General features: G+C 73.5%; 22 protein-coding genes. 17 read left to right on the top strand and 5 right to left on the bottom strand.

Annotated features, from left to right (window positions below):
* Genes ACWDRB_RS46550 through ACWDRB_RS46535 form a run of 4 tightly spaced genes read right to left on the bottom strand, consistent with a single transcriptional unit; the run spans position 1 to position 4551 of the window.
* Complete coding sequence (locus ACWDRB_RS46550; RefSeq protein ID WP_449905272.1) at positions 1-1662, bottom strand: multinuclear nonheme iron-dependent oxidase; 1662 nt, start codon at positions 1660-1662, stop codon at positions 1-3.
* 14 nt (positions 1663-1676) lie between these two features.
* Entirely contained in the window at positions 1677-2345 is a 669-nt protein-coding gene (locus ACWDRB_RS46545; protein ID WP_449905270.1) for a TOMM precursor leader peptide-binding protein, read from the bottom strand.
* Complete coding sequence (locus ACWDRB_RS46540; RefSeq protein ID WP_449905268.1) at positions 2324-3649, bottom strand: YcaO-like family protein; 1326 nt, start codon at positions 3647-3649, stop codon at positions 2324-2326. Before ACWDRB_RS46540 ends, ACWDRB_RS46545 begins: the two co-directional genes overlap by 22 nt.
* Positions 3649-4551, bottom strand: a complete 903-nt coding sequence (locus tag ACWDRB_RS46535) for a TIGR03621 family F420-dependent LLM class oxidoreductase (RefSeq protein ID WP_449905266.1) — start codon at positions 4549-4551, stop codon at positions 3649-3651. Before ACWDRB_RS46535 ends, ACWDRB_RS46540 begins: the two co-directional genes overlap by 1 nt.
* A 146-nt stretch (positions 4552-4697) precedes the next feature.
* Here ACWDRB_RS46535 and ACWDRB_RS46530 point away from each other — a divergent pair, with 146 nt between their 5' ends.
* The 17 genes from ACWDRB_RS46530 to ACWDRB_RS46450 all read left to right on the top strand — a co-directional run bounded on the left by ACWDRB_RS46530 (position 4698) and on the right by ACWDRB_RS46450 (position 23231).
* Positions 4698-6044, top strand: coding sequence for a radical SAM protein (locus tag ACWDRB_RS46530; RefSeq protein ID WP_449905264.1), 1347 nt, complete (start codon positions 4698-4700; stop codon positions 6042-6044).
* Positions 6037-6852, top strand: a complete 816-nt coding sequence (locus tag ACWDRB_RS46525) for a TOMM precursor leader peptide-binding protein (protein WP_449905262.1) — start codon at positions 6037-6039, stop codon at positions 6850-6852. Before ACWDRB_RS46530 ends, ACWDRB_RS46525 begins: the two co-directional genes overlap by 8 nt.
* Entirely contained in the window at positions 6846-8042 is a 1197-nt protein-coding gene (locus tag ACWDRB_RS46520; protein ID WP_449905260.1) for a YcaO-like family protein, read from the top strand. Before ACWDRB_RS46525 ends, ACWDRB_RS46520 begins: the two co-directional genes overlap by 7 nt.
* A 19-nt stretch (positions 8043-8061) precedes the next feature.
* Entirely contained in the window at positions 8062-9387 is a 1326-nt protein-coding gene (locus ACWDRB_RS46515) for an MFS transporter (protein ID WP_449905258.1), read from the top strand.
* Positions 9384-10202, top strand: a complete 819-nt coding sequence (locus tag ACWDRB_RS46510) for a S8 family serine peptidase (protein ID WP_449905256.1) — start codon at positions 9384-9386, stop codon at positions 10200-10202. The genes ACWDRB_RS46515 and ACWDRB_RS46510 overlap by 4 nt, the downstream gene beginning before the upstream one ends.
* Before the next feature lie 8 nt (positions 10203-10210).
* Positions 10211-10858 carry a GAF domain-containing protein gene (locus ACWDRB_RS46505; protein ID WP_449905254.1) on the top strand — a complete coding sequence of 216 codons (648 nt, stop codon included), beginning with the start codon at positions 10211-10213 and terminating at the stop codon, positions 10856-10858.
* Between the two features lie 7 nt (positions 10859-10865).
* A complete protein-coding gene (locus ACWDRB_RS46500) occupies positions 10866-11981 on the top strand; it encodes a hypothetical protein (RefSeq protein ID WP_449905252.1) in 1116 nt (371 codons plus the stop codon).
* On the top strand, positions 11969-12961 hold the full coding sequence (locus tag ACWDRB_RS46495) for a hypothetical protein (RefSeq protein WP_449905250.1): 993 nt from the start codon (positions 11969-11971) through the stop codon (positions 12959-12961). Before ACWDRB_RS46500 ends, ACWDRB_RS46495 begins: the two co-directional genes overlap by 13 nt.
* Complete coding sequence (locus tag ACWDRB_RS46490) at positions 12951-13637, top strand: iron-containing redox enzyme family protein (protein WP_449905248.1); 687 nt, start codon at positions 12951-12953, stop codon at positions 13635-13637. Before ACWDRB_RS46495 ends, ACWDRB_RS46490 begins: the two co-directional genes overlap by 11 nt.
* Positions 13634-13819, top strand: coding sequence for an aroma-sacti cluster domain-containing protein (locus ACWDRB_RS46485; RefSeq protein WP_357737174.1), 186 nt, complete (start codon positions 13634-13636; stop codon positions 13817-13819). Before ACWDRB_RS46490 ends, ACWDRB_RS46485 begins: the two co-directional genes overlap by 4 nt.
* Entirely contained in the window at positions 13816-16803 is a 2988-nt protein-coding gene (locus tag ACWDRB_RS46480; RefSeq protein WP_449905246.1) for an AAA family ATPase, read from the top strand. The genes ACWDRB_RS46485 and ACWDRB_RS46480 overlap by 4 nt, the downstream gene beginning before the upstream one ends.
* Before the next feature lie 185 nt (positions 16804-16988).
* The gene (locus ACWDRB_RS46475) at positions 16989-17204 is read left to right on the top strand and encodes a hypothetical protein (protein WP_366329502.1); all 216 of its coding nucleotides are present in this window, start codon (positions 16989-16991) and stop codon (positions 17202-17204) included.
* Between the two features lie 73 nt (positions 17205-17277).
* Complete coding sequence (locus tag ACWDRB_RS46470; RefSeq protein ID WP_449905243.1) at positions 17278-18525, top strand: M16 family metallopeptidase; 1248 nt, start codon at positions 17278-17280, stop codon at positions 18523-18525.
* Between the two features lie 10 nt (positions 18526-18535).
* A complete protein-coding gene (locus ACWDRB_RS46465) occupies positions 18536-19930 on the top strand; it encodes a M16 family metallopeptidase (RefSeq protein ID WP_449905241.1) in 1395 nt (464 codons plus the stop codon).
* Positions 19927-21261, top strand: coding sequence for a SagB family peptide dehydrogenase (locus ACWDRB_RS46460; RefSeq protein ID WP_449905239.1), 1335 nt, complete (start codon positions 19927-19929; stop codon positions 21259-21261). Before ACWDRB_RS46465 ends, ACWDRB_RS46460 begins: the two co-directional genes overlap by 4 nt.
* Positions 21258-22445 carry a M20 metallopeptidase family protein gene (locus tag ACWDRB_RS46455; RefSeq protein WP_449905237.1) on the top strand — a complete coding sequence of 396 codons (1188 nt, stop codon included), beginning with the start codon at positions 21258-21260 and terminating at the stop codon, positions 22443-22445. Before ACWDRB_RS46460 ends, ACWDRB_RS46455 begins: the two co-directional genes overlap by 4 nt.
* Positions 22446-22583: 138 nt before the next feature.
* Positions 22584-23231 carry a LuxR C-terminal-related transcriptional regulator gene (locus tag ACWDRB_RS46450; protein WP_449905235.1) on the top strand — a complete coding sequence of 216 codons (648 nt, stop codon included), beginning with the start codon at positions 22584-22586 and terminating at the stop codon, positions 23229-23231.
* A gap of 64 nt (positions 23232-23295) precedes the next feature.
* Here the strand turns inward: ACWDRB_RS46450 and ACWDRB_RS46445 are convergent, their stop codons facing one another.
* Complete coding sequence (locus tag ACWDRB_RS46445) at positions 23296-24273, bottom strand: radical SAM protein (protein WP_350736340.1); 978 nt, start codon at positions 24271-24273, stop codon at positions 23296-23298.
* Between the last annotated feature and the right edge of the window lie 87 nt (positions 24274-24360).

Raw genomic sequence — 24360 nt, 5'->3', positions numbered from 1 at the left:
TCACTGGCCCGTGCAGCAGGTCGCCGTCCCCGGCTCGACGAGGGTGTGGTAGTTGAGATCGGCCAGATCGGCCTCCGCTCCGTCGGCTGTCCCGCCGGCTGTCCCGCCGGCTGTCCCGCCGGCTGTCCCGCCGGCCGCGCACGCGGGCCCGGCGACGAAGGCGAACCGGCACTCGCCCAGGTGCCGCACCGTTACCCGGGCCGGCAGCAGCGCCCGCTGCGGGTCGAGGGAGCCGCCGCGGAAGGCGTCGCTGAGATAGGTCAGGTCGACCCCGACGTCGATTGTGTCCGGGGCGGCCGCCCCGGCCGCGCAGAGGTTCATCCAGCTCTCGACGCGGACGAGCTCGGGCCCGACGGCGTCGCCGGGGTCCTGCGCGACGAGGTCCTCGTAGGCCGCCCTGGCCTTCTCCCACAGCTCCCGCGACCTGTCCTGGAGCAGCGGCGGGACCAGCAGGTCGTAGAACGCGCCCCGGTCCAGGCCGGTCCGGCGCATGAGCCAGCGGGTCGCGAGGGGGTAATAGCTGGTGGCGAAGCGGCCGTGCAGCTGGATCCGGGACAGGCGTTCGTACTCCCACCTGCGCTGCTCGGCGACCGCGAACACCTCCAGCACCTCCTCGCCGGCGGCCGGGAGCCGGACGGGGGAGCCGCCGTGCAGCAGGTCGTACATCCCCACGGTCGCCTTCTTGGTCCTCAGACGTGCCTGCTCGCGCGAGGGGCGCGGCGGCGGCGCCGGCCGCGTCCCGGCGAGCCAGGAGGCGACCGCCGGCCTGGCCCTGATCTCGGCGATCCTGGCCAGGGCGCGGGCCGGGATCTTCGCGCCGAACACCTCCAGAGTGATCGCCCGCAGGTTGGGGGCGTTGCGGACGACCTCGTCGAGCATGTCCAGGCAGACCGAGATGATGGGCTGGTCGCCGTGCGTGTCGTCGTAGTGGTAGCCGTCCTCGCGCAGGTCGATGCCGCCGCCCGCGACGTGGATCTCGGTGATGTACGGCCACGGCAGCCGGTGGAAGTCGCTCGTGGGCGCGGCGCCCCGGGCGATCTGGTAGCTCAGCACGTGCCCCACGTCGAAGCACATGCCGCAGCCCGTCTCCCGGGTCAGCTCGGCGAAGAAGTCGAAGGCGTGCATGTCGCCGGCGACCAACGTGGTCGGCGGGAACTCCGCGTTGAAGGGGACGCCGAGCCGCTCCTGCACCTCGCGGACGTTGCCGGCCGTGACCACGAGGCTCGCGTCGGTCAGCGGGAACGGCATGAAGTGCGGGTACACGTGCCGCTCGGACATGAGCCAGACCCCGAGGTCCTCGGTGATCCACGGGGTACGGGTCACCTCGACCAGCTCGGCGAGCTCGGCCAGATCCTCGGCCGTCGGCGGGTCGGGATAGACGGGATTGATGTTCGTGCTGTGTACCAGCACCCGTTTCTCGCCGGCCACCTGCGGGATCTTCATGGCGACGAATCCCTTGCTCCTGGCGTTGCGGCGATGCCTGATCTCGGCGTAGCCGGTCGGCCCGCCCAGGTGACGGGCCGACGGGGCGGTGATCTCGAAGTAGTCGATCCGTCCCGGCGAGTCCGCCAGGTAGTCGGCGTGCAGGTCGGACGGGTTGACCCCGACCCCGACGCCGAAGATGGGAAGAGCCTGGAAGTATCCGGGTCCGAACGTGGCCATCTGCCCTCCGTCGTTCACTGTGGGGTGCGCCATTCGTCGAGTCGAAGCAGGCGCCGTAGGTCGCGGGCCGGCCGTGGACGGCCGCAGCGGTCACAGCCGTGACAGGCCACCACCCGCTCGCGCGAGAGGGACAGGCCGGGAATCGACAGGGTGATCACCGCTCCCGCCGCATCCCGGGCCGCCCTTGCCTGTCCGTCCCCGGCCGGGCGCAGCAGCAGGCGGGCCGCCGTCGTGGCCACGTCCGCATGCCGCGGCCGGAACCCGGCCGGGCCGAGGGCCGGGTCGCTGGCGTAGGCCGCGTACCTGGCCCGCGTCCGGTGCCAGCGCGGGTCGTGCTGGACGCGCCGGTCGGCGTAGCAGCGGAAGCACGGACCGCTGCCCGGCCGCACCAGCGGCCCGACGATGATCGAGGCATCCTCCATGACGGCCGGCAGCCAGGCCGTACCGGTGGCGTGCGACAGCTTGTCGGCGCGTTCGCACAGGCCCGGCGCCGGCCGCCACAGCGCCACCACGACGGCCTGCGCCCCGGCGGCGAACACCGCGTCGAGATCGTCGACGGTGAACCGGGCGTCGAGATCGTCGACGGTGAAGCGGGCGCCGGGCGGCCGGTCCCGGAGACGGTCGGCGACCCGGGCGCCGAACGGCCCCTGCCCCACGGCGATCACGCGAACGGTTGCGGCCACGGATTCAGCTCCTCCTCTGCCAGCACCCTGTGGCCCATGCGGGCGGGCGCCTCGTACAGGCGGGGATGGCCCTTGAACTGGGCGCGCGGATGCAGGCTGAGCGGCTGGAGGTCGGGGACGATGACGTTGACCGCGGTCAGTCCCGCGCCGGCCAGTTCGTCGGGGGTGCGGTCGACCACAACGGCCCGCATCCCCGCCGCGGCCAGGCCGCTCACGAGCCGCCGCAATGCGAGGTCGGGCGCGGCCGGCAGCGCGGCCGGCAGCGCGGGCCGCCGGGCGCCCGTCCCCGCCTGACCCAGCAGGAACGCGAACGCCGGCGCCCGGCCTGCCGCGCCCATGTACCGCGCGCCGTCCTCCATCGCGCGGAAATCCGCGGGGGAGTCCGGCGCCGGGCCCGTCGCCCGGCGCAGCTCGGCCCGCATGCCGACGGCCTCGAACAGCGCCTTGTCCGCCGCCGCGCGAAGGGTGCGCCCGGTGCCCGCGCCCACGGCGTGGCAGGCTCGCCGGTCGCGGCGGTCGGCCAGGACGCAGTAGGCGACCGGGACGCCGAGCTCGGTCGAGGCGTCGAACAGGTGGGTCTCGACGGACCGAGCCGCGCACCACTCGATCGTCACCTGTGCCGCCTCGGAGCGGTCGCCGGCCGCGATCCGGGGCAGCGGCAGGCGTTGCAGCCAGGCGAGCGCCGCCGCGTCCCGTTCCACGACCTCGCAGATCCCCTGGACGACCGCCTCCACGGGGTCGGTGTGCACCGCCATGCCCGTCGACATGCGGAAGGTGAAGCCCTCCGCCGGCACCGCGTCCCGCAGCCCCGGGCAGGCCATGACGGAAGGCACCCAGACCTCGCGCCCGGTGACCAGGTCGAGCCCCCGCGACCACCGGATGCGGGCCGCCGGGTCGAAGGGGCGCATCGGGCAGTCCGCGGCGGCGTACTCTGCGGGGGAGCAGCGCGGGTAGCGCGCCGGGTCCAGGCAGTCGCCGCCGAGCTCGTCGGCGCTGGCCCAGATCCGCTCCTCGCCGAGGATGTCGAACCCGGCGTAGCGCTCCGCGCCCTCCGCGATGGCCACGAAGCGCGCCATGGCCGGGCAGTCCCAGGCCCGGCCGCCGCTGAACACGTGGTTCACCGCCGCCAGGCCGCCCTTCTGGATCCGGCCGTAGCTGGAGGTGGCCCGCCCCGGCATGCCGCTGCCGATGCCGGCCACGGCGAACGACAGCCGCTCGGGACTGTCCAGTTCGTGTGCCGCCTCCACCCGGGAGACGACCCCGTACGGGGACAGCAGCACGTTCAGGGAGTCCGGATCCGTCATCAGCCCGCCCGCCCCAGCTCCCCGATCACCGGGCCCAGGCTCCGCATCTCGCAGTCGTGGACGGCGATGTAGCTGAAGCCGTAGCGCTCGCGGCGCTCGAGGATCTGCTCGGCGATCTGCTTCCTGGTGCCGATCAGCAGGAACGGGCTGTCCAGGGCGTCGGCGACGCTGTAGTAGGGATAGTGCGCGACGACCAGGTCCGCCGCGGCCGACCGCCTGTTCCCCGTGATGATCACTTCGTGGACGAGGAGGTTCAGCTCCAGCTCGCCCGCCCGCTCGCCCGCCTGGCCGGTCACGAACCGCACCCGCTCGTCGATCTCGCGCGCCGTACCGAGCCGCGGCCGCCCCCCTGGGCACGGGTAGGCGCCCGCCACCGCCACGATGTCGGCCCGCCGCGCCGCCAGCCGCAGGATCCGGTCGCCGGTGCCGGCGATCAGCAGGGGCGGGCGCGGCCGCTGGGCGCCGGCGTACCTGTCGTCCTGCTCCAGCAGCAGCCGTAGCCGCTCGACCGCGGACTCCAGCCGCGCCAGCCGGTCCCCGAACCTCGCCCACGCGATCCCGGCCTCCGCGGCCTCCCCGGGCAGATGCCCGGCTCCCAGCCCGATCTCGAGCCTGCCCCCGATGAGCCGGTCAGTGGTGGCCGCCTCCCTGGCCAGCAGGTACGGGTTCCAGTAGGCGATGTTGAGCACGAACGTACCCACCCGCATCCGCCCGCCGGTCTCGGCCGCCAGCGCCAGGGCGGGGAAGGGCGCCGTCGCCGACGGCTTGCCCGCCCCGCTGCCCAGATGGTCGGGCACGAGGACGACGTCGAAGCCGTAGGCGTCCGCCTCGCGGCACGTGGCGACGAACTCCGTGCGCGTGCCGACGCTGAACACGTTGCACCCGAAACGAAAATCCCGCATGCCGATCACGTTCCAGCAAAGCGCCGCCGAGGTCCGCCCCTCGACAGCGGGGGAGCGGCCGCAACACCCCTCCGGAGGAGGGTTTCGGGCGCATCGGCCGGCGCGCACGGTTGAACCACACGCCAGCCATGGATCGGATGCCGCCGATGTCACCTCTGGTACGCAGCAGATACCTTCTCCTGTCGCCCCACGAATACCGGACCCAGGCCGGCGAACGGGTGTGCCTGGGCTACTCGTCCAGGACCGGCCGCGTCTTCTCCGTCTCGCCGCGGACCGCGCGCCTGCTGGAAACGGGCGCCCTGGCCGAGCTGGGCCAGGACGTCCGCGACGACCTGACCCGCCGCGAGATCCTGGTGCCCCCTCAGGACGAGCTCGGCTCGGTGCTGGACGGCATCAGGGACACCTCCGCCCGTCCCGGGCTGCGCGGATTCACCATCATGCCGACGGCCTACTGCAACATGGCGTGCAGCTACTGCGGCCAGGAGCATCGCAAGGGCTCGCTGCGGCACGAGCGGATGGAACGGATGATCGCCCGCGTTCTGGCGGCCATGTCGGACCCCGGCACCGGTCACGTCGAGGTCACCTGGTTCGGCGGCGAACCGCTGCTGGGCTTTCGCACCATCGTCGAGATGAGCGGGCGGTTCCTGCCCGCCGCCGCCCGGCACGGCACCCGTTACTCCGCGGCGATCATCACCAACGGCAGCCTCCTCGACGAGCGCCGGGTGGACGTCCTGTACGGGGAGTGCGGGGTGCGCGCCATCCAGGTGACGCTGGACGGCGCCGCCGACACCCATGACCGCAGAAGGAAGATGAAGAACGGCCGCCGGACCTTCGGCAAGATCGTCGCTCTGCTGTCATCGGTGCTGGCCGCCGGCAACCATCCGCAGCTGCGTTTCGACATCCGCGTGAACGTCGATGCCGAGAACCAGGACGACATCCCCGGCCTGCTGCAGACCCTGGCGGCGCACGGGCTCGGGCACCCGTCGGTCGACCTCGACCTCATGCCGGTGCATTCCTGGGGCAACGACGTCTCCGACGTGGAGCTCACCCCGGCGGGCTACGCCGAGCGGGAGGCCGAGTGGCTGGCGCTGGCCCGCTCGCTGGGGCTGCGCTTCCGGCTGCTGCCCACCCGGCGCAGGAGCACGACGTGCCTGGCCACGACCAGGAACGGCGAGCTCCTCGACCCGTCCGGCGCCGTCTACTCCTGCTCGGAGCACCCCCTGGTGCCCCGCGACCGCGACAGCGGCGTGCTCGCCACGCTCGACGAACTCGCCGCCACCGCCCTGCGGCCCGCCGGCATGTTCGACACCTGGTACGACGAGATCGAGCAGGACCAGTGGCCCTGCGCCCGCTGCCCGTTCCTGCCCGTGTGCGGCGGCAGCTGCCCGAAGCTGTGGCACGACGGCGCCCCGCCCTGCCCCAGCTACAAGTTCAACTGGCGGCAGCGGCTGGACCTGGCCGCGCAGTCGAAGGGGCTGGTCCGCTGTGACTGACCCGCCGCCGATCGAGTACGAGCCGGCGCCGCACGCGAGCTGGGCCGACCTCCACGACCTGCCTGGCGGTGTCATCGTCTCGGCACACGGCTGGTACGCCATCCTGCGGGGGCGCATCGGCCGGCAGGTGCGCGAACTGCTGGCCGGCCGGCAGCGGGTCATCCGTTCCGGCCCGGACACCGCCGCCCGGCTGAGCCGGCTCGCCGAGCGGGGCGTCCTGCGTGAGCGCGACCCCGGGGCCGGCGCGACCGCCAGCCGGTCGATCACCGTGCAGGGGAGCGGGGCGGGCGCCGCCCTCATCGAGGACCTGCTGCGCGCCGAGTTGCGCGGGCAACCCCACGAGGTGTACGGCAAGCCCGTCCCGGGCCCGTGCCCGCCCGGCGGGCTGGCCGTGGTCGTCGCGGGGCCGGGCGACCTCCCGAGGGTCAACCGCGCCTTCCTGGCCGCCGGGGCCCCGTGGCTGCTGGTGGACTCGCGGGCGGCGGCCCCGGTGCTCGTCGGCCCGCTGTTCGTGCCCGGCCGTACCGGGTGCCTGGAGTGCTACTGGTCCAGGCGCGCCAGCGCCTACGCCCACCCGGCCGAGTACGGCGTCCTGATGCGCTCGGGCAGGTCGGGACCGGCCGGCCCGTGGCACCTCCACATGATCGCCGGCCTGGCGGCCCGCATGGCGCTGGACTGGCTGCGCGCGGACCCCTCGCCGCCCGGATCGTACGTCGAGGTGCCGACCCGGCCGGGGGCCGCCATCACGCGTCACACCCTCGTGCCGGTGGCCGCCTGCCCCGCCTGCGGGGGCGAGGCGTCATGGTGATGCCCGCGGGCCCGGACCAGGTCCTGGAGCAGGCCCTGGTCTCGGCGCGCACCGGACCCGTGTTCGAGGTCACCGAACACGCCCCGCACACCCACGGCGGCGCGGACTGGCTGGTGATCGCCTCAGGGGTGGCGGTCGATCGGCTGCACGGCGCGTACATCCCGACGAGCGGTGCGGGACGCTCGCCGCACAGGGCGTCGGCCAGAAGGAACGCGCTCTACGAATGCGCCGAACGCCTGGCCCTCAGGGAGCCTCCGGGCCGCGGGCAAGCGCCGGCCGGCCCGGACTGCCCGCTCGCAGGCCGGACCGTCCCGGTGCGCGACCTCGCCTCCGGCGCCATGCTCGAGCGTCCCGCGGGCGACTTCTACCTTCACCCGCCACCCTGCCCCAGGTCCGCCGGCCCCGGCCGGCCGACCTCGAACGGGGCGGCCGCCGGCGACTCCTACTGGAGCGCGGTGGAGCGCGGCCTCCTGGAGCTGCTGGAACGCGACGCCCTCATGACGACGTGGCGCTTCGGCCTGCGCCCGCCGCGCCTGCCCGCCGACGACCTCGTTCCCGATCAGGTCGAAGCGCTGCGCGTGCAGGGCCTGACCCTCACCCTGGCCGACCTGTCGCCCCTGCACGACCTGCCGACCGTCGTCAGCGTCGCCGGCGGGCAGGTGGACGGCCACCAGGTGCGCACCGTCGGCAGCGCTGCGGACCGCACGCTGCGGCGGGCGGCCGCGCGCGCCGCCGTCGAGGCCGGCAGCGTCCACCAGGTCGCCGCGGAACGCCTCAGGCGGGGACGGCACGAGGAGCTCACGTTCGCGGACTTCATCGACCACGCCTTCTACTACCTCGATCCGGACAAGGCCCGGTTGCTCGACCTCCTCGATTCGGGACCCCTCACCACCGCCCGGGCCGCCGCGCCCGGTGACGACTGCGGGCAGGACGCCGCCAGCGAGCAGAACGTGCGCGCTCTGGCCGAGCGGCTGGCCCGCAGCGGCGTCGCGCTCCACGTTGCCGACATCACGCCCGCCTGGCTGCGCCTCCACGGGATCCATACGATCGTCGCCCGCTCCCCGGACCTGTATCCGCTCGAACTGGGACCCGGCAGCCCCGACCTCGCCCGCCGCCTGCGTCGCCACCCCGCCCGCGAGGCCCTGGTCAGCGGGCGGCCCGTCAACCTCGCGCCGATCCCGCTGGCCTGACCCCACTGGAGAGAGGTCCATGATCGCCAACCCTGGCCGTGCGCTCCTGGTGTGTTTCGTCGGCTCCCGCGCCCTGTCGACCTTCGGCAGCTGGGCGTCCGGCATGGTCGTGGTCATCTGGGTCAGGACCCTGACCGGACGCGACGACGCGGCCGCCCTGTCGATGCTGCTGTTCGCTCTGCCGACCCTCGCCTATCCGCTCATCGGCCAGCTGATCGACAGAATGGACCGGCTGGCCGCCCTCGCCGCGAGCCAGGCCGCGGGAGCGGCGATGATCTCGTGCTTCTTCCTCGTCGACGACGGCTCCGACATCTGGATCGTCTACGTCGTCCAGCTTCTGCAGGGCGTCAACGCCGGCCTGGTCTCGGTGGCGGGCGACGCGCTGCTGCCCCAGCTCGCCCCGGCCGGCCGGCTGTCGTCGGTGAACGGGTGGCTGCAGTCGGCGATGCAGGCCGGCCGGCTCGCCGCCCCGGGGACCGGGGTGCTGATCTTCACGATGTCCGGCGGCATCACCGCCGTGATCGTCTTCGACATCGCCACGTTCCTCCTGTCCCTGGCACTGCTCGCCCCCCTCGCGCGGGCGGCCAGACACCGGCCGGCGCGCCCGGAGCCCGAAAGCTACATCCAGTCCCTGCGGCGCGGCACCAGGCTCATCACCAGCCGGCCAGAACTGCGCACGGTCACCCTGCTCAACCTCGGGTGCGGCCTGGCGGCCGGGTTCCTGTCCAGCAGCTGGTTCGCGATGATCACCTCAGGGCTGGGCACGTCACCGGACTTCGCCGGAGTCCTGGCCACCGGCCAGGCCATCGGCGGGATGCTCGGCGGCCCCCTGGGCACCTGGTTCGCCGCCGCCCACCGGATCCGCGGCGCGGGCCTGTGCGTGACGGCCGCCTTCTGCGCGGTCGGCCCCGCCCTGCTGTCGGGCGTCGCGCCGCTGGCGGTGGCGGGCATCGCGCTGGTCGGCCTGGGGACGTCGGTGCTCTTCGTGGTCTACGTCACGGTCGTGCAGAACGCCGTACCGGAACAGCTGCTGGGACGCTCCTTCGCCACGCTCGACGCCTACACCAACCTCGCGCAGGTGGGCGGGCTGGCCATCGGCGCGCTCTGGCTGGGCGCCATGGGCTCCTTCCGACCGATCGTCGTGGCGGCCATGGTGGTACTCGTCCCCGTGGCACTGATCCTCCTGCGCGACGGCTCGGCGCGCGGCGAGGCCGCCGAAGTCGTGGCGCACGCGCTACCCGCGCCCGCCTCGGCCCTGCGCGGCGCGCTGACGGTCGAGACGCCCGCGGTCGGCGGCCTGCACTACCGCCTGCGCGCCCACGACGGCGCCGGTCACCGGTCATGACCGGTACGGCGGCGCGCCCGCGCAGGACCATCCGCTTCGCCCACACCTCCACGGGAGCCACGGTGGACGCGCGCAGCCTGGTGCTGCCCGGCGCGATCTCGCGCCACTGGGCCTGGGGCGAGGCCACCGGCAGGAACGTACGCGTGTGCCTGATCGACAGCGGCGTCCGGGCCGAGGACACCAGCGGCCGCGTCGACTGCTTCGCCGTACGGGAGAGCGGGACCTCCTGGACGGTCGAGCCGGACCAGGACGGCGACAGCGCGGGACACGGGACCACGTGCGCGGCGATCATCCGCCGGCTGGCGCCGGACTGCGACCTGGTCAGCGTCCGCGTCCTGGGACGCAACCTGCACGGCCAGGGCGAGGCGCTGCTCGCGGCCCTGCAATGGGCCATCCGGCACCGCTTCGCCCTGGTCAACCTGAGCCTGTCCACCCGCAAACCGGCCTTCAAGGAACGGCTCCACGACCTGGCCGACGAGGCCTACTTCGCCGGGGTGACCCTGGTGTCGGCCGCGCACAACAGCCCGGTGGACAGCTACCCGTGGCGCTTCCCCTCCGTGCTGTCCGTGGGCTCCCACGATTCGCAGGACCCCGAGCACATCGAACTCAGCCCGGACCCGCCCGTCGAGTTCTTCGCCCCCGGAGTCGGCATCCCGGCGGCGGGACCGCCCGGCGCGAGGCTGACCGTGTCCGGCAACAGCTTCGCCGCCCCCCACGTCACCGGACTGTGCGCGCGCATCCTGCAAAAACACCCGGGGTTCAGGACGGCGCAGCTCAAGCAGGTACTGGCGGGCGCGGCAGGCAATCTCAGGTGAGGAGAGACGTGAGTTACGAGATCCCGGGCGCCCTGCGCCCCACGGTCGGCCGGCTCCTCGACCCGGCCACCCACGACGAGCTGCTGCGCTCGTCGGTACGGCTGGCCCGCCTCGCCTTCCGATCCGGCGCGGCCTCGGTGTTCCTGTACGACCGCCGGCGCGACGAGCTCGTCTTCGAGGCCTCCTCGGGCGCGGGCGAGGACCGGTTGCTGGGCGTGTCCGTCCCCTGCGACCAGGGCATCGTCGGGTGGGTCTGGAACACCGGGGAGACGATCATCGCGCACGATCTGCGGCGCGACCCGCGGTTCAACCGCGAGTTCGCCGAGAGCACCGGATTCGTGCCGAACGAGATCATGGCCGGCCCTCTGGACCTCGACGGCGAGTCGATCGGCGTGCTGGAGGTGCTGGATCCCCGGCTGGACGGTTACGGCGACGCCGCGGCGATCGAGCTGCTCACGGAGATCACCCGCCAGTCGTCGGCGGCGCTGTCCCTGCTGGTCGCGGCCCGATCCCTGGGACCGGGCCTGCGGGCGCAGCAGGAGTCGGACCCGTTGCGGCGGCTGGACGCCGCGCTGGGCCGCCGGGACGGCAAGGGCCGCGAGGCAGCCGACGCCCTGGTCACCGCCCTGGCCGAGCTGCTGGGCGAGCGCGGGTAGGCACGGCATGCACCTGGCCGAGATAGCCGCACTGCGCGCGATCCCCGCCGCCGGGATCCAGCTGGCGCTCACGCAGCGTTGCCCCCTGTCGTGCGCTCACTGCTCGACCGACTCCTCGATGGGCGGGACGCAGTTCCCGGGCGGCCCCTTCCGACGGCTGGTGGAGTCGTTCACCCGCGACGACCATCCCGAGGTCATGCTGATGTCGGGCGGGGAACCACTGCTGCGGGCGGGCCTCGTGGCCGAGCTCGCCGGACGGGCCAGGCAGGCCGGGACCCGCAGCTACGTCCTGTCGGGCATGTACTTCGCGCGATCCGGGCGAGGGCTGCCGGGGCCGATCCGGCGCGCGCTCGGCTCCGTCGACCACCTGGCGGCCAGCCTGGATGCCCACCACGAGCGCGAGGTGGCCAGGGCGGAGGTCTACCGCGCGGTCCACGCCGCGCTGGACCTCGTGCCCGGCGTGAGCTTCCAGCTCACCGGCATCGACGACGACGACCCGTACCTGGCCGAGGCCGTCGCCGACATCAGGCGCGAGTTCGCCGACCGGGTGCCCGTCCTGGTCACCCATCTCCAGCCGACCGGCCGGGCCCGCGCCCTGGCCCGGCCCTCTGCGCCTGTTGCCGGGCCGGCCCCTGGGCCCGCCGTTGGGCCCGCCGTTGGGCCCGCCGTTGGGCCCGCGCCTTGCGACTTCGCCACCTGGCCGCTGGTCGGCTACGACGGCACCGTGTACGGCTGCGCCCGCCAGAGCCTGCTCGAGCGGCATCGCCCCGCGCATCTGGTCCTGGGCCAGGCCGCGGACGGCTGGCCGGCGCTGCGTGCCCGGCGCGAGGCCCGCGCCCTGCTGCGGATGGTCCGGGCGATCGGCCCCGAGCTGACCCAGCGGCGTTTCGGCTCCGGCGAGCGCGCCGGCGGCCCATGCGCGACGTGCATGGGCTTGTCCGAGGAGCCGGCAACGGCGGCGCGCGCGCAGCAGTACCTGGCCGGAGCGGTCGGCCAGGCCGTGGAGAGGATGGCCCGCGCCCTGGCGGAGGATCGTGACCCCTACCGCTTCGTGGCGCGGTGGGGTTCGGCCCGCTACAGCCGCCTGGTCGCCCTGGGATGGGAGGACGCGTGCGCAGACTGACACTGGCCGACACCGAGCGGCTGCGCGCCACACCCGGCGCCAGCGCGCTGCTGTTCATCACCGACCGCTGCCCCGTCGGCTGCCGCCACTGCTCGGTCTCCGCCGAGGCCGACGGCGCCGGCATCACGGACTGGGAGCTGTTCGCCGAGATCGTCGCGGGGATCGCGGCCGTGCCCGAACTCCAGGCCGTCGCGATCTCCGGCGGCGAGCCGTTCGCCGAGCGGCGCGGGCTGTCGCACGCCGTCTCCGTCCTGCGCGATGCGGGCAAGGACGTCGTCGTCTTCACCAGCGGCTACTGGGCGCCGGCCCGGCCGGACTCCTGGATCACGCGGACCCTGAGCCAGGTGTCGACGGTCGTCCTGAGCACCGACCGCTTTCACCAGGTCGGCGCGGCGCGGCCGGCCGCCGCCGCACAGGCGATCATCGACGCCGGCTGCCATCTCATCGTCCAGCTCCTCGCGGAGCCGGGCCCCGAGCCGGGCCCCGAGCCGGGCCTGCCCGGACCCCTTGCCGCCGTGGCTGGCGCCACCGCGGAGGTGAACGTCATCACGCCGCTGCGGCACGGACGCGGCGCCGGCGTCTTCCACCCCACGCCCCGCAGGCGGTGCGCGGACTTCGGCCGCTGCCCGCTCACCCGTTCTCCCACCATCCGCTACGACGGCACGGTCCTGGGCTGCTGCGGCGAGGCCGTCATCGCGGGCGGCGGACCCGCCGCGCTGCGCTCGTTCGCGGGTGAGCGCGGCCAGGTCGCCGCCGCGCTGCGCTCGTTGCGGGCCTCGCCCGTCCTGCAGGTCGTCGGCGCGCACGGCCCCGGCGCGCTCGCCGCCCTCCCGCCGTTCGCCGAGCTGCGGGAAACGCGCTACGCCGACATCTGCCGCGCCTGCTGGGCCGCCCACGACAGCGCCGAGGCCGCGCCCGAGGCCCGGCGCATGGCCGTGGCGCTGGCCGCGACGATTCCCGAGGGGCGCCATGGCCGGTAGGACGACGCCGGGCACCCGGCTGCGCGCGCTGCTCGACCTGCTCGCCCCCGGCCTGGCCCGGGCGAGCGGCCGGATGTTCTGCGGCGACCGCGTCCGGGAGGCGTATCTGTCCTGGCTGGAGGTCTCTTACAGCATGACGCGGGCGACCGTCCCGCTGCTGCGCGCCGCGCTGCAGGAGAGCGAGCGGCGCACGGACCCGGTGGCGCCCGCCCTCGCCTCCTACTACACCGCGCAGATCAAGGACGAATCAGGGCACAGCAGCTGGGTCGTGTCCGACTACGCGGCAGCCGGCGGCACCCCCCGGAACCTGCGCGAACGCCTGGCCGCCCCCGCGGTCGCCCGGCTGGTGGGCGCGCAGTACTACTGGCTGCGCCACGAACACCCCATCGCGCTGCTCGGCCACATGGCCGTGCTGGAGTGGTATCCCCCTGCCGGCGAACTCGCCCGGTCGCTGGCCGGCCGCACCGGGCTGCCCGGCACGGCGTTCAGGACGATCACCGGCCACGCGCTCCTGGACGCTCACCACGGCGACCGGCTCGCCCGCCTCCTCGACACCGGCCTGATCAGCCGCCGCCAGGAGTCCCTGCTCACGCGCAGCGCGCTGACCTCCGTACACGGCCTGGGCGACGTCGTCCGGGAGCTCGTACCGCGCGCAGAAAGGAGCGACCGACCATGACCGACCTGTCCCGCCTCGCCGAACTCGGCTTCGACCTGGAGCTGGCCACCCCCGAGCAGCGCGCGGTGCTGCAGTCGCTGTCGCAGGAGGAGATCGAACTGCTGGCCGAGGTCAAGAGCCGGCTGGAGGAGGCGGCGGGCGACGTCGAGGGCCACATGGACGGTGGTGGGTTCTGCTGGTGAACACCACCCTTGCGCCCAGGAACGACGCCGTCTGCCGCCGCTGCGGCGCCACCGGCCCGCCCGCCGCCCGCTTCTGCATGGCCTGCGGCGTCGCGATCACGGCCACCCAGCCGGCGCAGGCACGCATCCGGCTGGTCACGGTCGTCTTCTGCGACGTCGAACGCTCGACCGAACTCGCCGTACGGCTCGGCGGCGAGCTCTGGAACGACGTCCTGGAGGCGTACTTCACGGATGTCAGCCAGGCACTGCACGCCCAGGGCGGCCGCCTGGAGAAGTTCATCGGGGACGCCGTGGTCGGCGTCTTCGGCGCGGACGGCGAGCACGAGGACGACGCGGTGCGCGCCGTCCAGGCCGCGGGCGAGGCCCTGCGCCGGCTGGCCGCGCGGGCCAAGGCCCTGCGCCGCCGCGGCATCGAGCTGTCCGTACGCTTCGGCATCGCGTCCGGCAGAGTGCTCACCACCACCCGCTCGGCCTCCTTCGCCGTCGGGCCCGTCACCAACCGCGCCGCCCGGCTCCAGCAGTTCGCCCCGTCCGGCGGCGTCGTCCTCGACCTGAAGACCTGGCTGCTGGCCAGACAGGCCGTGCGCTGCCGCCCCCTGGACCCCGTCGAGGCCAAGGGCTTCGCCCAGCCGCTGCGGTGCTGGCTGGTGGAGCAGGGCGGCGACGTCCAGCACGGCGGCCCCCCGGTCGACCAGCCGGTCGACCAGCTGGTCAATCAGCGACGCCTGATGGCCGACCTGACCACGAGGCTGGAGCGGGCGATGCGCGAGCCCGGCCTGTCGACGCTGGCCCTGGAGGGGGACATCGGCGTCGGCAAGACCAGGATCCTGCACCAGCTAGGCCGGGCCCTGGAAAGCCGCGGCCAGGTGCTGTTCGTCACCTGCAAACACGACGGAGACCGGCGCGGGCTGTGGCCGCTCCAGCAGCTCGACCACGAGCTGGCCCGGCTGAGCGGCGGGCAGGTCGGGCCCGCCCGCGACGAACGGGCCGGCCGCTCGGCGCACCGAAGCGCCGAGGAGCTGCGCTGGACGCTGCGCCGCCGCCTGGCCCGGCTGTCTCGCCGGCGCCCCGTGGTGGTGATCGTGGACGACTGCCACAAGGCGCTGGACCAGCTGGCCCAGCTCTGCGGCGGGCCCGACGAGCCCGGTGGCGGCAGCGTCGTCCTCCTGCTGAGCGGGCGCGCACTGCCCGCGCTCCCGATCCCCGAGGCCGACCGGCTGGCCGTGCCCCTGCTCGCGCCCGCCGAGTCCCGTACCCTGCTGGAGAGCCTGTCCGCCCGGTTGAGCCTGTCTGGGGCGCTGCCGCACGCCGATGAGATCGTCCTGCGCAGCGGCGGCAACCCCCTGTTCCTGGAGCAGCTCGCCGCCCTGACCGCCTCAGAGACTGCCCCAGAGACCGGCGCTGCGACCGGCGCTGGCGCCGACCGGCGCGGCCTCATCGCGCCCAGCGCCGAGGCCGCGCTGGGCTCCCGGATCGACCGGCTCGGCCCTCAGGCGGTGCGGATCCTCGGCTGCGCGGGCGCCTGGGGCGGGCAGGTCGCCCTCACCGATCTCCTCGCCACCTGCGGGATGGCCGAGGCCGAGGTGGATGCCGCCCTCGCCCAGCTGGCCGAGGGCGGTCTGGAGCTCACGTCCGCCTTCGTGGGAGAGGTGGCCTACACGCGGCTGCGCCTGGCCGATCGGGCCCGCGTCCACGCCGACATCGCCGAGCATCTGCGGCGGCGCGCGCTGCGCCACCCCGGCGACATCGACTCCGCCGCGTTGCACGCCGAGCACGCCCACCGCGCCTGGCACGACCTCGCACCGGGCGCCGCCGAGGACCGCTCGGCGGCCGCGCGGGCGGCGGGCTGCCTGTGCGCGGCCGCCCGCCTGGCGATCTCCCGCGCCGACGTCTCGCTCGGGCTGGAGCTGGCCGGGCGCGCCCGGCGGCTGCGCATCGCCGGCCCCGCCCTGGAGGCGGAGATCGGCGCCATCGAGACCTACGCCCTGGCGGCCTGCGGCCGTCCGGCCGAGGCCCTGGCCCGGATCAGGCGCACCCGCGCCCGCGTCCCCGCCAGGGCCAACCTCCCCGCGGCGGCCAACCTGCGCGCCAACGAGCTGGCCATCCTCTTCACCCGCGGCACGTGGGACGCCGAACTGCTGCGCCAGGCCCACCGCCTGGCCGAGCTGTCCGGCGACGCCGGGACCCGGGCCCGGCTCCTGCTGCTCGAAGCCCTGCGGGCCGCCCAGTCGGGCGACTACCGGGCCGCGGAGGCGAGCCTCAGAGTCGCCGAGTCCCAGGCCCGCCGGGCGGCCTACTGCTTCGGGGAGAGCGAGATCTTCGGCAACCTCGCGCTGTGCCTGGCCTACGGCGGCACGCCGGTCACGCAGGCGCTCGCCGAATGCGCCGACCTGCGCCGGCGCCTGGCCGAGACCCCGGTCCGCGACGCCGCGGTCGCCTGCCCCATGGCGTTCCTGCTCGCCATGCGCGGCCACGGCCGGCGGGCCGAGAGCCTGCTGGCCGAGGCGGAGTCCGTCTTCGCCGGCACCGGCCATCTCATCGGCAAGGCGGGCGCTTATGAGTTCCGCGGCATGGTCAGGGAGTTGCAGGAGGACCTGCCCGGCGCGGCCGGCTGGCTGGATCGGGCGGCGGCGCTGTATCGCGAGATGGGCCTGGCCGCCGCGGCCGAGCGCTGCCGCATGAAGAGCGCACTGGCCACCGGGGTGGCCCCGAAGGCCCCCCTGCGGCCCGGTCCCCGTGCGCCCTGGGACATGCGTGCCCTGGCCCACCAGGTGGCGGCGTTGCGGCAGCAGCGGCTGGGACACGTGGAGGCCGCGCGCGGGCACCTGGCCGCCGCGCTCCACGAGATCGAAGGCGTCAGGGGAGAGGGGGCCGTCATCATCGCGCTGCGCTCGTGCCTGCGCCTGTCGGCGTCGTTCGGGCCCGAGGCGGACACGGCACGCATCAGGGCCGCGCTCACGGAGGCGGAAAAAAGAAAGACCTGACAACCGGAAAAATGAAAAACAAATCCGCCGGCCACGGCCGGCGGCGCATATTCCCATGCAAATTAAATGACAATTACCGGCCCCAAAATAATTGCAAAACAAATCTCGACCGGCCCATCCATTCATGTTAATCTCAATATAAGAAGCCGAAGACGGTCGGCTGACTTACCACATCAGGAGGACGCGTGACTTCCGAAACCCTGGCCACCGAAGAAGCCGCCGCTTCCATTCCGGCGGACGACCTGGCCACCGCCATCCGCGTGGGCAAAACCCTCGGCGCCGCCCGCGACCGCGGCAACGCCGACGTCGAGGGCCACTCCGACGTGGACCTGTTCGAAGAGGGCGAAGAGGTCTCCGGCCGGTTCGGGCCGACCAACAGCGGCTGCTTCTGCTGCGCCTGAAACGCCGTAACCGAAAAACGTGTGCGGCCCTCCTCCCGGAGGGCCGCACACGGCCTGCGAGGAGCACAGAGGCATGCGCGACAGGTGCACGGAACTCGAACTCGACAACGGACTGCGGGCGATCCTCGCCGAGGACCGCACGATGCCCGTGGTCACCGTGGCCGTCCGCTACGGCGCCGGCGCACGGCACGAGAGCCACTCCGGCCAGGCCCACCTCCTGGAACACCTCATGTTCCAGGGCTCACGCCAAGTCGCCCCCGGAGAACACGTCCGCCTGGTCGAATCCCTCGGCGGCCAGGCCAACGCCCGAACGTCCATGGACTCCACCTATTACGCGCAGACCCTCCCCAAAGACGGGCTGGAACTGGCCCTGTGGCTGGAGGGCGAACGCATGGGCACCTTTCTCGACACAGCCGGACAGGACCGCCTCGACGCGCAACGAAAAGTCGTCGTGAACGAGCGGCTCGAAACAATCGACAACATCCCGTACGGCACCGCCGAAGAACTCCTGCTGGCCCACCTGTTTCCCCCCGAACACCCTTACCACCACCATCCGGTAGGGACCCGGAACGGCATCGAAACCATCTCGCTCGACGACCTCACCGCCTTTTTCGCGCGTTTCTACACCCCCCGCAACGCGGTCGTCGCAGTAGTCGGCGATTTCCCTACCGCCGCAGCCGCGAAATGGGCGAAAGAATATCTGGGACAGATCCCCGCCGCCGCCCCGCCACCCCGGCCCCCGCCCGAACCCGCGTCCGGCGGTCGGCGCCTGGACGTCACCGGCCGCATCCCGTGCAAACTCTTCCTCGGCCACCGCGTCGCCCCCGCCGGCACACCCGCCTTCGACGCCGCCCGCGTCACCTCCGTGATGCTCGGCCACGGCCGGGGCGGCCCGCTGTGGCGCAGGCTCGCCCACGACCGCGACCTCGTCACCGACCTGCGATTCCGGCTGACACCGCTCGTGGGCGGCGCCTCCCTGGGCGTCGCCGAGATCACCCCCCGCCCGGGCGTCACGCCGGCCGCAGTGGAGGAGGCCTACCAGGAAGAGCTCACCGCCTTCGCCTCCGACGGCTGCACCGACACCGACCTGCGCTGGGCGACGACCCGGCTGGAGTCAGGCTGGGCCGCCCGCCTGGAGACCACCGGCGGCCGAGCCGAGGAGCTCACCTGGCACGCCCTCCTGACCGGCGCCGCGGCCCACACCGGCCAGATCCTGCCCCGGTTACGCGAGGTCACGGCAGCCGACGTGCGGCGCTGCGCCGCCGAATGGGCCGACGCGGCCGACCGGGTGGTGCTCACGTACCAGACCCGATCCCCCTAGAAGAGGGCCCATGACAGGAACCAGCCCGCCCCGCCCGCCGCTACCGAAGGCGCAGGACGGCGGCCTGCCGGCAGCCCACAGCACCGCGCTCGACACCGGACTGCGCACCACGTACGTCGACCTGCCCGGCCGCGACGTGGCCGCCGTGCAACTCGTCTTCGCCGGCGGCGGCGCGCACGACCCACCCGGACTCCAGGGCCTGTCGCACGTCCTGGCCCACACCCTCATCCTCGCCTCCGCGACGCGCGGCCGGGAGGAGTTCGCGCTCGCCGTGGAAGGCATGGGAGCCACCTTCACCGCCGGCTGCGACCCCGACGGCGCCCACGTCGACGTCGTCGCCCCCGCCACACGCCTCGTCCCGGCCCTGCGCCTGCTGGCCGAGGCCGTCACCTGGCCCGCCCTCGACGCCCGGCCGATCCGGCAGGTCGTGGAGCGGCGCCTCGTCGAGATCCGGCGGGCCGCCGCCGACCCGCACCACCGAGCCGCGCAACTGTTCGCGGCCGCCGTCCATCCCGGCCGCGGCCACGGCCGGCCCGCCGGCGGGACGACGGAGTCGATCAACCGGCTGCAGCCACAGCACCTCCAGGAGTTCTACGACCACAGGATCGGCCCCCAGCACGCCCACCTGATCGTCGTAGGCGACCTGTCGGCCACCCGCATCCGCCGACAGGTCGAGCAGGCGTTCGGCGCGTGGCGGAAACCGAGCCACCCCCCGCCCCGTCTCACCCCAGCCCCCCGTCTCACCACCGAGGCCGGAGCCGGGCGATGCCTCATCACGCACCTGCCCGGCGCGAAACAGGCCGCCCTGATCCTCGGCCGGGCCGGACCCGTAATACCGCTCGGCCCCCGCGCGGGCCTGGAGATCGCCGTTCACGCGCTCGGCGGCTGGTCCGGATCGCGGATCAACCAGGTACTGCGCGAGGAACGCGGCCACGCCTACGGCGTCCAGGGCTGGCTCGTCTCACGCCCGGCGGCGCGCGGCCGGCACCAGTGCACCCTCCAGCTCCGAGCCGCCACGGCCAACCCGGACCTCGGCCACACGGCCCGCGAACTGATCGACACGGCAGCCGCGGCGGCCGGCGGCGACCTCACGCCCGCGGACCTGCGCTCGGCCGCCGACCACCTGATCGGCGTGCAGGGCGTCCGCTGGGAAGCGGCACGCCACCTGACCGAGGCCTACGCGCACCTCGTCAGGAAGGGCTACCCGCCAGAGTTCCTGCAGCGCCGGACCACCGCCATCGCCACCGCCATCGGCCCTGCCCGGCCCGGCATCGCCACCTTCGACCCGCAACACCTGCGACCGGAGCGCCTCACACTGGCAGTGGCCGGAGACGCCGACATCATCCACCCCGCACTGTCCGCCATCGGGCTGGCGCCAGAGATCGTCGAAGGGAACCCGCCATGACACAGGCGGCGTTCCGCCGATCCTTGCGCCTGCTTCCGCACGTCCGCGCCCTGGTCGCCGACGGCCGGCTGCACGTGGTCACACAACTGCGCACCGCGTCCCTGGGCCCGGCCTCCCCGGACAAGCGCGCGCTGCTGCGACACCTGAGCGCCGGCCTGCCCGACCGCGAAACCCACGACGACCTCGTCCAGCAGCTTCTGCGCCAGGGCTGGCTCTCGATCACCGTCGAGCAGCGGGGACGCCCCCTCTACACGCTGCGACCCCACCGGCCACCGCCGGCCCCGCCCCCGCAACAGCCCGCAGCGAAACTCTGCCTGTCGAGGTTCGCCCTCATCACGAAACAGAACGCGACCATGGTCGTGGACTCCCCGCGATCCTGGTGCACCCTGCTCGTCCACGACCCCCTGACGCTCGCCACGCTGGCCGGGCTCCCCGCCAACCAGGACGACGTCCCGGACCACCTGCTGCGAGATCTGGCCTGGGCCCGCCTCGCCGTCCCGCACGGACAAGAGGAGGACTTCCGGCTACGCCAATGGAGCCCGCACGAGCTGTGGTTCCACGCGCGCAGCCGGACGGTCCGCGACACCCCCTTCGGAGTCACCTGGTGGGCGCGGGAACGCTTCGCGCCCCTGCCCGCCCGCCACGACCCCTTCCCCGGACCCCAGGTCGACCTCCACGTCCCCGACCTCGCACGGCTGCGCCGCGACGACCCCACCGTCACAGCCGTCCTCGAAGACCGGCGATCCATCCGCGACCACGACGAGACCCGGCCCCTCACAGCCGCGCAACTCGGCGAGTTCCTCTACCGGTGCGGCCGCGACACCGGCGCCTACCTGCGCGACGCCGTCGAGCACGTCCGCCGCCCCCACCCCAGCGGAGGAGCCTCCCACGAACTCGAGATCTACCCGCTCATCCGCCACGTCGACGGCCTCGACCAGGGCCTGTACCACTACGACCCGGCCACGCACCGGCTCGAACAGGTAGCACCCATGACGGCCGCGGTACGCCGCCTGCTCGAGGTGACCGCCGCCTGCGCCCGCACCACCACCCCACCCCAGGTCCTGCTCGTCATCGCGGCACGCTTCGGCCGGGTCATGTGGAAATACCAGGAGATGGCCTACGCGCTCATCCTCAAAGACGTCGGCGTCCTGACCCAGACCATGTACACCGTGGCCACCGCGATGGACCTGGCCCCATGCGCCATCGGGGGAGCGGGCGCGACCGAGTTCGCCGACGCCACCGGCCTCGACCCGATGACCGAAAGCAGCCTCGGCGAATTCATCCTCGGCACCCGCCGCCCCGACGACCCGGGGGAGAGGCCCGCACCATGACCATCGCCGACGACGCCCGCACCCTCCACGAACACCTCCTACGGCTCCGGCACGACCTGCACACAGAGCCAGAGATCGGACTGACGCTCACCCGCACCCAGCACAAACTCCTCCAAGCCCTGCACGACCTGCCGCTGGAGATCAGCACCGGCAACAAAGCCACGTCGATCACCGCGGTGCTACGCGGCGCCCGGCCCGGCCCGACCGTACTGCTGCGCGCCGACATGGACGCCCTCGCACTCCACGAACACGGCGACGCCGACCGGACCTCACGCTTCCCCGGCCGGATGCACGCCTGCGGCCACGACATGCACGCCACGATGCTGGCCGGAGCCGCACGACTGCTCAGCGACCGCCGCCACACCCTCCACGGCAACGTCATCTTCATGTTCCAGCCGGGGGAGGAGGGCCACGCGGGCGCCAGAATCATGATCGAGGAGGGCGTGCTCGACGCCGCCGGCCCCCGCCCGGCCGCCGCCTACAGCCTCCACGTGGTCTCCGCCGGCATCCCGCGCGGCGTCTTCGTCACCAGGGCCGGATGCGTCATGGCCGGCCGCACCGTGCTCACGGTCACCGTACGCGGCGCCGGCGGACACGCAGCCCTGCCCCACCTCGCCAAGGACCCGCTGCCGGCCGCCTGCCGGATGGTCACCGCGCTGAGCACCATACGCCTGCCGCACCAGGACCCGGTCACCGTCTCGGCCGCCGACTTCCACGCCGGCACCACCCACAACGTCATAGCCGACCAGGCCCGCTTCTTCGTCACGATCCGGTCGCCGGCACCGCGCCTGCAGCGCCAGGCCCAGGACCGCGCCGTACGGTTGCTGCGCGACATCGCCGCCGCCCACGACCTGGCCGTGGACATCGACACCGCCTCCGCCTACCCACCCACCGTCAACGCCGAACACGAGACCGCGTTCGTCCACACGGTGGCCCGCGACCTCTACGGCCAGGAGCGCACCGCGCTCGCCGCCCAGCCCTCCATGGCCGCCGAGGACTTCTCCTTCGTGCTCGAAGAGATCCCTGGCGCGGTCGCGGTGCTCGGCGCCTGCCCCGCCGACCGCGACCCCGGCCGAGCCCCCGCCAACCACTCCTCCTACGCCGCCTTCGACGACGCCGTGCTGACGGACGGCGCCGCCATGTACGCCGAACTGGCCGCCCGCCGAACGGCGTTACCCACCTGAAAACCCCACACCGCCCGGCACCGCCCGATGAGAACGCCGTGAAAACGAGGTGTGATCGACCGCTGACATATTCGCCCCGACGGGCACTCCAACCCTCCGACGGGCGGACCGACGATGAGGCCAGGCAGAGTCCTACTCGTGAACGACAACCTGCTGGCGCGCAGCGGGCTGCGATCGATCCTCTCCCAGCAGTCCGACCTCCAGGTCGTGGGCGAGGCCGACAACCTCACCCAGGCCGGCCGGATCTTCGTCCAGGCCAGACCAGACCTGTTCGTCGTGGACTCCCCGTCGGTCACCACCCAGACCCTGGACACCGTCCGGTTCATGACCGACCGGCCCTCGCGCGTGCCGGTCCTCATCGTCACCGCCGACCCCGCCGGCCTCCAACTGGACCTGCTCCGGCTCGGCTGCTACACCCTGCCCCAACGGCAGCTCACCGCCACCGAACTGATCGCCGCCGTGCGCCTGATCATCGCGGGTTACGCCATCGTGGACCGCCGCAACGCGGGATACCTGGCGAGCGCGTTCACACCCCACCACGACGACGACGTCGAAGCGCACACGGCCCAGACCCTCACCAGGCGCGAGCAGGAAATCACCGGCCTCATCGCCCAAGGACTGTCGAACACCGACATCGCCGATGTCCTGGGCATCGCCCACTCGACCGTCAAGGGCCACGTGAAAGAGATCTTCCGCAAGCTCGGCCTGCGCAACAGAGTCCAGGCCGCCCTCTACCACCACACACACATCGGCGGCGATCCGACCAGCCGGCCCACCCGGACGTAACCACCCGCGCCCCCCGCGCCCGCAGCCGCGGACCAACCGGACGCCCGCCTCCCGGACGCCCGCCTCACACCAGCGCCAGCTGCGCCGCCCGAGGCCGCCGCGGCCCCGCCTCCGGCGCCCCGCACCCCATCCCGTACATCTGGCACAACTGCGCGATCTGCCCCGTGATCCGCCGCTCATAATCCGGCGACGGCATCCCCGCCCGGTCGTACAGCTCCTCATAACGCTCCACCAATTGCGGATGCGCCCCCGCCAGCCACTCCCCATACCACGAGCGCGTCCCCGGCGGCAGCCGCAACACCACCGGCTCCACCGCCCGCGCCCCCGCCGCCGCGATCCGCCGCACCGTGGCACCCAGTTGATCGGCCGCGTCACTGAGCAACGGCAGCACCGGCGCCATCAGCACCCGGCACTCCACCCCGGCCTCCACCAGCGCCGACACCAGCTCCAGCCGCGCCTGCGCGGTCGGCGCCCCCGGCTCCACCGCCCGCCGGATCCGCTCGTCCACGAACGCGATCGACACCGCCACCCGCGCCCCGGCCCGCGCCAGCAACCCCGCATCACGCAACACCAGCGCGCTCTTGGTGTAAACGGTGAACGGCACCGCCGCCTGCGACAGCGCCCCGATCACCCCCGGCATCAGCCGATACGTCTCCTCGGCCGCCTGATAACAGTCGCCGCTGACCCCCACCGCCAGCTCCTGACCGTCCCAGCGCACCAGCTCCGCCCGCAACCTGGCCACCGCGTTCGGCTTCACCACGATCCGCGTGTCGAAATCACGCCCCGCATCCAGCCCCAGCCGCCCATGACCCGCCCGGGCACCACAACCACGGCAGGCATGCGCGCACCCACGATAGGGGGACAGGGCCCACTGCTGGGCGATGCCCGCGGTCTGCGGCACCCGCTCGATCATCGTGCGGGCCTGCAACTCGTAGAAACCGTCACGCACCACCGCACGCCGCTCGATCAGCGGACGCTCATCAGCGGCCTCGTCGACAAGCGCAAGCGCGTCCCAACCCACACCGACCAATGGAACACGCATTCGACAGCCTTTTCAAGCTGTTCCGCCAACCACACCGCCCCCGGACCGGATCCGGCACCCCAGCTAAACTGGCACGCACGTACCACT

Source organism: Nonomuraea sp. NPDC003707, from assembly GCF_053587055.1.
This window is presented reverse-complemented; position numbering and strand designations above follow the sequence as displayed.

Bases quoted from the DNA above. Each gene is read 5' to 3' on its own strand.
- ACWDRB_RS46550 (WP_449905272.1), bottom strand. From the start codon at position 1,662: ATGGCCACGTTCGGACCCGGATACTTCCAGGCTCTTCCCATCTTCGGC.
- ACWDRB_RS46540 (WP_449905268.1), bottom strand. From the start codon at position 3,649: ATGACGGATCCGGACTCCCTGAACGTGCTGCTGTCCCCGTACGGGGTC.
- ACWDRB_RS46535 (WP_449905266.1), bottom strand. From the start codon at position 4,551: ATGCGGGATTTTCGTTTCGGGTGCAACGTGTTCAGCGTCGGCACGCGC.
- ACWDRB_RS46530 (WP_449905264.1), top strand. From the start codon at position 4,698: ATGTCACCTCTGGTACGCAGCAGATACCTTCTCCTGTCGCCCCACGAA.
- ACWDRB_RS46520 (WP_449905260.1), top strand. From the start codon at position 6,846: ATGGTGATGCCCGCGGGCCCGGACCAGGTCCTGGAGCAGGCCCTGGTC.
- ACWDRB_RS46515 (WP_449905258.1), top strand. From the start codon at position 8,062: ATGATCGCCAACCCTGGCCGTGCGCTCCTGGTGTGTTTCGTCGGCTCC.
- ACWDRB_RS46510 (WP_449905256.1), top strand. From the start codon at position 9,384: ATGACCGGTACGGCGGCGCGCCCGCGCAGGACCATCCGCTTCGCCCAC.
- ACWDRB_RS46500 (WP_449905252.1), top strand. From the start codon at position 10,866: ATGCACCTGGCCGAGATAGCCGCACTGCGCGCGATCCCCGCCGCCGGG.
- ACWDRB_RS46490 (WP_449905248.1), top strand. From the start codon at position 12,951: ATGGCCGGTAGGACGACGCCGGGCACCCGGCTGCGCGCGCTGCTCGAC.
- ACWDRB_RS46485 (WP_357737174.1), top strand. From the start codon at position 13,634: ATGACCGACCTGTCCCGCCTCGCCGAACTCGGCTTCGACCTGGAGCTG.
- ACWDRB_RS46470 (WP_449905243.1), top strand. From the start codon at position 17,278: ATGCGCGACAGGTGCACGGAACTCGAACTCGACAACGGACTGCGGGCG.
- ACWDRB_RS46465 (WP_449905241.1), top strand. From the start codon at position 18,536: ATGACAGGAACCAGCCCGCCCCGCCCGCCGCTACCGAAGGCGCAGGAC.
- ACWDRB_RS46460 (WP_449905239.1), top strand. From the start codon at position 19,927: ATGACACAGGCGGCGTTCCGCCGATCCTTGCGCCTGCTTCCGCACGTC.
- ACWDRB_RS46455 (WP_449905237.1), top strand. From the start codon at position 21,258: ATGACCATCGCCGACGACGCCCGCACCCTCCACGAACACCTCCTACGG.
- ACWDRB_RS46445 (WP_350736340.1), bottom strand. From the start codon at position 24,273: ATGCGTGTTCCATTGGTCGGTGTGGGTTGGGACGCGCTTGCGCTTGTC.